Source organism: Burkholderia sp. BCC1047, assembly GCF_902833155.1.
GTDB classification, from domain to species: Bacteria; Pseudomonadota; Gammaproteobacteria; order Burkholderiales; family Burkholderiaceae; genus Burkholderia; species Burkholderia sola.
Genome location: NZ_CADFEH010000057.1, coordinates 23,842 through 30,693, shown reverse-complemented (window position 1 = coordinate 30,693; position 6,852 = coordinate 23,842). Strand labels below are relative to the sequence as shown.

Genomic DNA, 6,852 nt, shown 5'->3' with positions numbered 1-6,852 from the left:
TTAGCGCGAAAGAGGCGTGATTCTAAGCACCCGCCCCCGTCCGCGCAAGCTCTTTGTGAAGAAAGTTTGAAAAAGCCTCCGTGCGCTGACGCGCACGGTGGCTTTGAAGCACCCGGGCGAGGCAATCGCGCCGACGACGGATATAGGTCAGCCACCGGATACCTATCGCGGCGCCGGCCGATCAGCGATGTTTGAACACAGGCTTCCGCTTCTCGACGAACGCCGCCATCCCTTCCTTCTGGTCTTCGGTTGCGAACAACGAATGGAACAACCGTCGCTCGAAGTGGACGCCTTCAGCCAGCGTCGTCTCGTACGCGCGGTTTACCGACTCCTTGACCATCATGACCGCCGGCAGCGAAAACTCGGCGATCGTCGTCGCCGCGGCAATCGCTTCGTCGAGCAGCTTGTCGGCCGGCAGCACGCGCGATACGAGCCCGGCACGCTCGGCCTCGGCGGCGTCCATAAAACGCGCGGTCAGGCACATGTCCATTGCCTTCGCTTTCGATACCGCACGCGGCAGACGCTGCGTACCGCCCGCGCCCGGCATCACGCCCAGCTTGATTTCCGGCTGGCCGAACTTGGCCGTGTCCGCCGCGAAGATGATGTCGCACATCATCGCGAGTTCGCAGCCACCGCCCAGCGCAAAGCCTGAAACCGCAGCAATGATCGGTTTGCGGATCTCGCGGACCGTCTCCCAGTTGCGCGTGATGTAGTCGCCCCGATAAGCATCCATATAGGAGTAGGTCGCCATCATGCCGATGTCCGCGCCGGCCGCGAACGCCTTCTCGCTGCCGGTCACGACGATGGCGCCGATATCGTCGTCCGCGTCGAACGCCTTCAGCGCAGCGCCCAGTTCATCCATCAGCGCATCGTTCAGCGCATTCAGCGCCTTCGGACGGTTCAGCGTCACCAGACCGACACGCCCCCGGGTCTCCACCAGGATGTTCTCGTAAGCCATCTATTTCTCCTCGATCAATGAAATGAGAAACGCCTCGCACATGCGAATAGTTTGATGCTACCATTCTCCGACCAACCGGTCGGTTAATTAATCGATCCGATCCCTCTCAACGTTCATCAGACTGCCGCCATGACCCATGCCCTGTTCACGAAGCACGAAGACACGCTGAAACACGCACTCGCCGCCATCGAGAGCCGCGGGTACTGGAGCCCGTTCGCCGAAATGCCGAGCCCCAAAGTGTACGGGGAAAGCGCAAGCGCAGACGGCGAGGCGGCGTTCAAGTCGCACCTCGACAAGACCTTCGTGCTCGACCAGCCGGCGTCCGATGAAACGGTCGGCGCCGAGCGCTCACCGTACGGCATCGCGCTGGGCATCCGGTATCCGAAATCGACGCCGGACGTTCTGATCGCTGCCGCAGGCGCCGCGCAACGCACGTGGCGCGAAGCCGGCCCGAGCGCGTGGATCGGCGTCAGCCTCGAAATCCTTGCCCGCCTGAACCGTGCAAGCTTCGAAATCGCCTACAGCGTGATGCACACCACCGGGCAAGCGTTCATGATGGCGTTCCAGGCCGGCGGCCCGCACGCGCAGGACCGCGCCCTCGAGGCGGTCGCCTATGCGTGGGACGAACTGCGCCGCATCCCGGCCGATGCGCACTGGGAAAAACCGCAAGGCAAGAACCCGCCGCTCGCGATGCACAAGCGCTATACGATCGTGCCGCGCGGCACGGGCGTCGTGCTCGGCTGCTGCACGTTCCCCACCTGGAACGGCTACCCGGGCCTGTTCGCCGATCTGGCCACCGGGAATACCGTGATCGTCAAGCCGCACCCGGGCGCGATCCTGCCGCTCGCGATCACGGTGCGGATCGCCCGCGACGTGCTGCGCGAAGCCGGGTTCGATCCGAACGTGGTCACCCTCCTCGCGACCGAACCCAACGACGGCGCCCTCGTCCAGGATCTCGCGCTGCGCCCCGAGATCAAGCTCATCGACTTCACCGGCAGCACGCAGAACGGCACGTGGCTCGAACGCCATGCCCACCAGGCGCAGGTCTACACCGAGAAAGCCGGCGTCAACCAGATCGTGATCGACTCGACCGACGACCTGAAGGCCGCCGCCAAGAACATCGCATTCTCGCTGGCGCTGTACTCGGGCCAGATGTGCACGGCGCCGCAGAACATCTACGTGCCGCGCGACGGTATCCGGACGGCCGACGGCCATGCGAGCTTCGACGAAGTCGCGCAAGCGATCGCGGTTGCCGTGCAAAAGCTCACCGGCGACCCGGCACGCTCGGTCGAATTGATCGGCGCGATCCAGAACGACGGCGTGACCGCGCGCATCGACGACGCGCGCAAGCTCGGCCGCGTGCTCGCGGACAGCGTAACGCTCCAGCATCCCACCTTCCCCGACGCGCGCGTGCGCACGCCGCTCGTACTGCAGCTCGACGTGGCCGATCGCGAGAAATTCACGCAGGAGTGGTTCGGCCCGATTTCGTTCGTGATCGCAACCGACTCGACCGCGCAGTCGCTCGATCTGGCCGGTGAAATCGCCGCCGAGCATGGCGCGCTCACCTTCTCCGTCTACAGCACCGACGACGCAATCATCGACACCGCGCACGACGCGGCGGTGCGTGGCGGGGTCGCGCTGTCGATCAACCTGACGAGCGGCGTATTCGTCAATCAGTCGGCCGCGTTCTCCGACTTCCACGGCACAGGCGCGAACCCGGCGGCCAACGCCGCGCTGGCCGATCCGGCATTCGTCGCCAACCGCTTCCGCGTGGTCCAAAGTCGCGTCCATGTTGCCCCGAAGGCGGCACCTGCGGAAGCTGGCCAGACGGCATAACCCGATTGGCCGACGTGCAAACGCCGCCATGTTCTCTACCATGAACGAATCCGCCACCCGGCGGGTTCGTCACTCACCGATACGCTCATGACAGACGCCTACATCTGCGACGCGATTCGCACTCCCATCGGCCGCTACGGCGGCGCCCTGAAAGATGTCCGCGCCGACGACCTCGGCGCGGTGCCGCTCAAGGCGCTGATCGAGCGCAATCGCGACGTCGACTGGGCGGCGATCGACGACGTGATCTACGGCTGCGCGAACCAGGCCGGCGAGGACAACCGCAACGTCGCGCGCATGTCGGCGCTGCTGGCGGGCCTGCCCACCGCCGTGCCGGGCACGACGCTGAACCGGCTGTGCGGCTCCGGGATGGACGCGGTCGGCACGGCCGCGCGCGCGATCAAGGCAGGTGAAGCGCGCCTGATGATCGCAGGCGGCGTCGAGAGCATGACGCGCGCCCCGTTCGTGATGGGCAAGGCGGCGAGCGCGTTCGCGCGCCAGGCCGACATCTTCGATACGACGATCGGCTGGCGCTTCGTCAATCCGTTGATGAAACAACTGCACGGCGTCGATTCGATGCCGGAAACCGCCGAGAACGTCGCGGTCGACTACCACATCAGTCGCGCGGATCAGGACCTGTTCGCGCTGCGCAGCCAGCAAAAGGCCGCGCGGGCGCAGCAAGACGGCACGCTCGCTGAAGAAATCGTCGCGGTCACGATTGCGCAGAAGAAAGGCGACGCCATCGTCGTGTCGCGCGACGAGCATCCGCGCGAGACGTCGCTCGAGGCGCTCGCGAAGCTGAAGGGTGTCGTGCGCCCGGACGGCTCCGTGACGGCCGGCAACGCGTCGGGCGTCAACGACGGCGCCTGCGCGCTGCTGCTCGCCAATGCGCAGGCAGCCGACCAGTATGGCCTGCGCCGCCGCGCGCGCGTCATCGGCATGGCGACCGCCGGCGTCGAGCCACGCGTGATGGGCATCGGCCCCGCGCCGGCCACGCAGAAACTGCTGCGCCAGCTCGGCATGACGATCGACCAGTTCGACGTGATCGAACTGAACGAGGCGTTCGCGTCGCAAGGTCTCGCGGTGCTGCGCATGCTCGGCGTCGCCGACGACGATCCGCGCGTGAATCCGAACGGCGGCGCCATCGCGCTTGGCCACCCGCTCGGCGCATCGGGCGCGCGGCTCGTCACCACGGCGCTCCATCAACTCGAGCGTACCGGCGGCCGCTTCGCGCTCTGTACGATGTGTATCGGCGTCGGTCAGGGCATCGCGCTCGCGATCGAACGCGTGTAACCGCCGCGCCGCGCGCCTATAACGAAGTCATGACGGAGATACTGCATGTCCTATCAGGCGATCCAGCTGGATATCGATCAGGCCGCGCGCGTGGCCACGATCACGCTCAACCGCCCCGACAAGCTGAACTGCTTCACGCGGGCGATGCATCGCGAACTGCAGTCGGCGCTCGATGAAGTCGAGGCGGCCGGGGCACGCGCGCTGATTCTGACGGGTGCGGGGCGCGGCTTTTGCGCGGGCCAGGATCTGGCCGACCTCGACTTCACACCGGGCACGTCCACCGACCTCGGCACGCTGATCGACGAGCATTTCAATCCGCTGATCCGCCGCCTGCAGCGTCTGCCGATTCCGGTAATCGCCGCCGTCAACGGCACGGCGGCCGGCGCCGGCGCGAATCTCGCACTCGCGTGCGATCTCGTGTTCGCCGCCCGCTCGAGCAGTTTCATCCAGGCCTTCGTCAAGATCGGGCTCGTACCCGATTCGGGCGGCACGTGGTTCCTGCCGCAACGCATCGGCATGGCGCGCGCGCTGGGGCTCGCGCTGACCGGCGACAAGCTCGGCGCCGAACAGGCCGAACAGTGGGGCCTGATCTGGCGCGCGGTCGACGACGACGCGCTCGTCGCGACGGCCCGCCAACTCGCCGCCCAGCTCGCGCAGCAGCCGACGCTCGCGATCGCATCGATCAAGCAGTCGATGCGGGACAGCGTCACGAACACGCTCGATCAGCAACTCGACGTGGAACGTGACCTGCAGCGCAAGCTCGGTCAGTCGCACGACTATGCGGAAGGTGTGCAGGCCTTCATCGAGAAGCGCGCACCGCGCTTCGAAGGGCATTGACATGACGAACGCCACCGCCACGCTCGATCCCGATTCGCTCGCCCGCGCCACCGCTCAGGCCATGTACGACGCCGATGCCTGCAGCCGCGCGTTCGGCATGGAAATCGCCGAAGTCCGCGCCGGCTACGCCCGCCTGCAGATGCGCGTGCGCCCCGAATTCCTGAACGGGCACCAGACCTGTCACGGCGGGATCATCTTCACGCTCGCCGATTCGACGTTCGCGTTCGCGTGCAACTCGTACAACGTGAATGCGGTCGCGGCCGGCTGCTCGATCGAATTCCTGCGCCCCGTGCACGGCGGCGACATGCTGACGGCCGAGGCGATCGAACAGGCGCGCGCCGGCCGCCACGGCATCTACGACATCCGCGTCACGAACCAGACAGGCGACACGGTCGCGATGTTTCGCGGCAAATCCGCCCAGATCAAGGGCACGGTCATCCCGGAAGACCGCTGACGTCGACGGCTCGCTCATAGCAAACACTGGAGACATGCATGACTACCCCGCTACCGCTCGAGCCGATCGAGACCGCCTCACGCGACGAGCTGACCGCGCTGCAGCTCGAACGCCTCAAGTGGTCGCTCCGGCATGCGTATGACCACTCGCCCGTCTATCGCCGCAAGTTCGACGAAGCGGGCGTGCATCCGGACGACCTGAAGACGCTCGCCGACCTGTCGCGGTTCCCGTTCACGACCAAGGGCGACCTGCGCGACAGCTATCCGTTCGGGATGTTCGCGGTGCCGCAGGACCAGATCTCGCGCATCCATGCGTCGTCGGGTACGACCGGCAAGCCGACGGTCGTCGGCTATACGGCCGCCGACATCGACACGTGGGCGGATCTCGTCGCGCGCTCGATCCGCGCGGCCGGTGCGCGTCGCGGCGACAAGGTGCACGTCAGCTACGGCTATGGCCTCTTCACGGGCGGGCTCGGCGCGCACTACGGCGCCGAACGCGCGGGCCTTACCGTGATCCCGTTCGGCGGCGGGCAGACCGAAAAGCAGGTGCAGCTGATCCAGGACTTCCGGCCCGACATCATCATGGTCACGCCAAGCTACATGCTGTCGATCGCCGACGAGATCGAGCGCCAGGGCCTCGATCCCGTGCAGAGTTCGCTGCGCATCGGCATCTTCGGCGCGGAGCCGTGGACCAACGACATGCGCGTCGCCATCGAACAGCGGATGGGGATCGACGCGGTCGACATCTACGGGCTGTCCGAAGTGATGGGCCCGGGCGTCGCGTCCGAATGCGTGGAGACCAAGGACGGCCCGACCATCTGGGAAGACCACTTCTATCCGGAAATCATCGACCCCGAAACCGGCGACGTGCTGCCGGACGGCGAACTCGGCGAGCTCGTGTTCACGTCGCTGACGAAGGAAGCGCTGCCGATCGTCCGTTACCGCACCCGCGACCTCACGCGCCTGTTGCCGGGCACCGCCCGGACGATGCGCCGGATGGAGAAGATCACCGGCCGGTCGGACGACATGATGATCGTGCGCGGCGTCAACGTGTTCCCGACGCAAATCGAGGAGCAGTTGCTCAAGCAACGCGCGCTCGCGCCGCACTATCAGATCGTGCTGACGAAGGAAGGCCCGCTCGACGTGCTGACGCTCAACGTCGAGCCCTGTCCGGAGACCGCGCCCGATACCGCGGCGATCCAGGCGGCAAAACAGGCGCTCGCGTACGACATCAAGTCGCTGATCGGCGTGACGGCCATGATCAACGTGCTGCCCGTGAACGGCATCGAGCGCTCGGTCGGCAAGGCGCGCCGCGTCATCGACAAACGCAAGGGCTGAGGTCACCTCGCCGCGGAGGCGACGGGTGCGAACGTCGCATACCCGCCGCACGCACGCCGCGCAGCGGCGAAGCCGTGCCTGCAAACGAAACAGCCCGGTCGGCCAATGCCGATCGGGCTGTTTTACGCCAAAGCGTCGTT

6 protein-coding genes are annotated in these 6,852 nt (G+C 66.4%); 5 read left to right on the top strand and 1 reads right to left on the bottom strand.

Going from position 1 to position 6,852, the window contains the following annotated elements:
• Positions 1–181: 181 nt before the first annotated feature.
• Entirely contained in the window at positions 182–958 is a 777-nt protein-coding gene (locus HWX55_RS34435; protein ID WP_027783444.1) for an enoyl-CoA hydratase, read from the bottom strand.
• Positions 959–1,087: 129 nt separating this feature from the next.
• On the opposite strand from HWX55_RS34435, the gene paaN reads away from it, so the two are divergent.
• The 5 genes from paaN (at position 1,088) to paaK (ending at position 6,712) form a co-directional block, all read left to right on the top strand.
• Positions 1,088–2,794: a phenylacetic acid degradation protein PaaN gene (paaN, locus tag HWX55_RS34430; RefSeq protein WP_175978909.1), complete on the top strand. Its 1,707-nt coding sequence runs from the start codon at positions 1,088–1,090 to the stop codon at positions 2,792–2,794.
• Positions 2,795–2,881: 87 nt separating this feature from the next.
• Entirely contained in the window at positions 2,882–4,084 is a 1,203-nt protein-coding gene (gene pcaF, locus HWX55_RS34425) for a 3-oxoadipyl-CoA thiolase (RefSeq protein ID WP_175978908.1), read from the top strand.
• A 45-nt stretch (positions 4,085–4,129) separates the two neighbouring features.
• The gene (paaG, locus tag HWX55_RS34420) at positions 4,130–4,921 is read left to right on the top strand and encodes a 2-(1,2-epoxy-1,2-dihydrophenyl)acetyl-CoA isomerase PaaG (protein ID WP_175978907.1); all 792 of its coding nucleotides are present in this window, start codon (positions 4,130–4,132) and stop codon (positions 4,919–4,921) included.
• 1 nt (position 4,922) lies between these two features.
• Positions 4,923–5,375: a hydroxyphenylacetyl-CoA thioesterase PaaI gene (gene paaI, locus HWX55_RS34415; protein ID WP_089466575.1), complete on the top strand. Its 453-nt coding sequence runs from the start codon at positions 4,923–4,925 to the stop codon at positions 5,373–5,375.
• Between the two features lie 38 nt (positions 5,376–5,413).
• A complete protein-coding gene (gene paaK / locus HWX55_RS34410) occupies positions 5,414–6,712 on the top strand; it encodes a phenylacetate--CoA ligase PaaK (protein ID WP_175978906.1) in 1,299 nt (432 codons plus the stop codon).
• The last annotated feature ends 140 nt before the right edge of the window (positions 6,713–6,852 follow it).

Excerpts from the sequence above, each read along its gene's own strand:
- paaN (WP_175978909.1), top strand. The coding sequence starts at position 1,088 with ATGACCCATGCCCTGTTCACGAAGCACGAAGACACGCTGAAACACGCA.
- pcaF (WP_175978908.1), top strand. The coding sequence starts at position 2,882 with ATGACAGACGCCTACATCTGCGACGCGATTCGCACTCCCATCGGCCGC.
- HWX55_RS34435 (WP_027783444.1), bottom strand. The coding sequence starts at position 958 with ATGGCTTACGAGAACATCCTGGTGGAGACCCGGGGGCGTGTCGGTCTG.
- paaK (WP_175978906.1), top strand. The coding sequence starts at position 5,414 with ATGACTACCCCGCTACCGCTCGAGCCGATCGAGACCGCCTCACGCGAC.
- paaI (WP_089466575.1), top strand. The coding sequence starts at position 4,923 with ATGACGAACGCCACCGCCACGCTCGATCCCGATTCGCTCGCCCGCGCC.
- paaG (WP_175978907.1), top strand. The coding sequence starts at position 4,130 with ATGTCCTATCAGGCGATCCAGCTGGATATCGATCAGGCCGCGCGCGTG.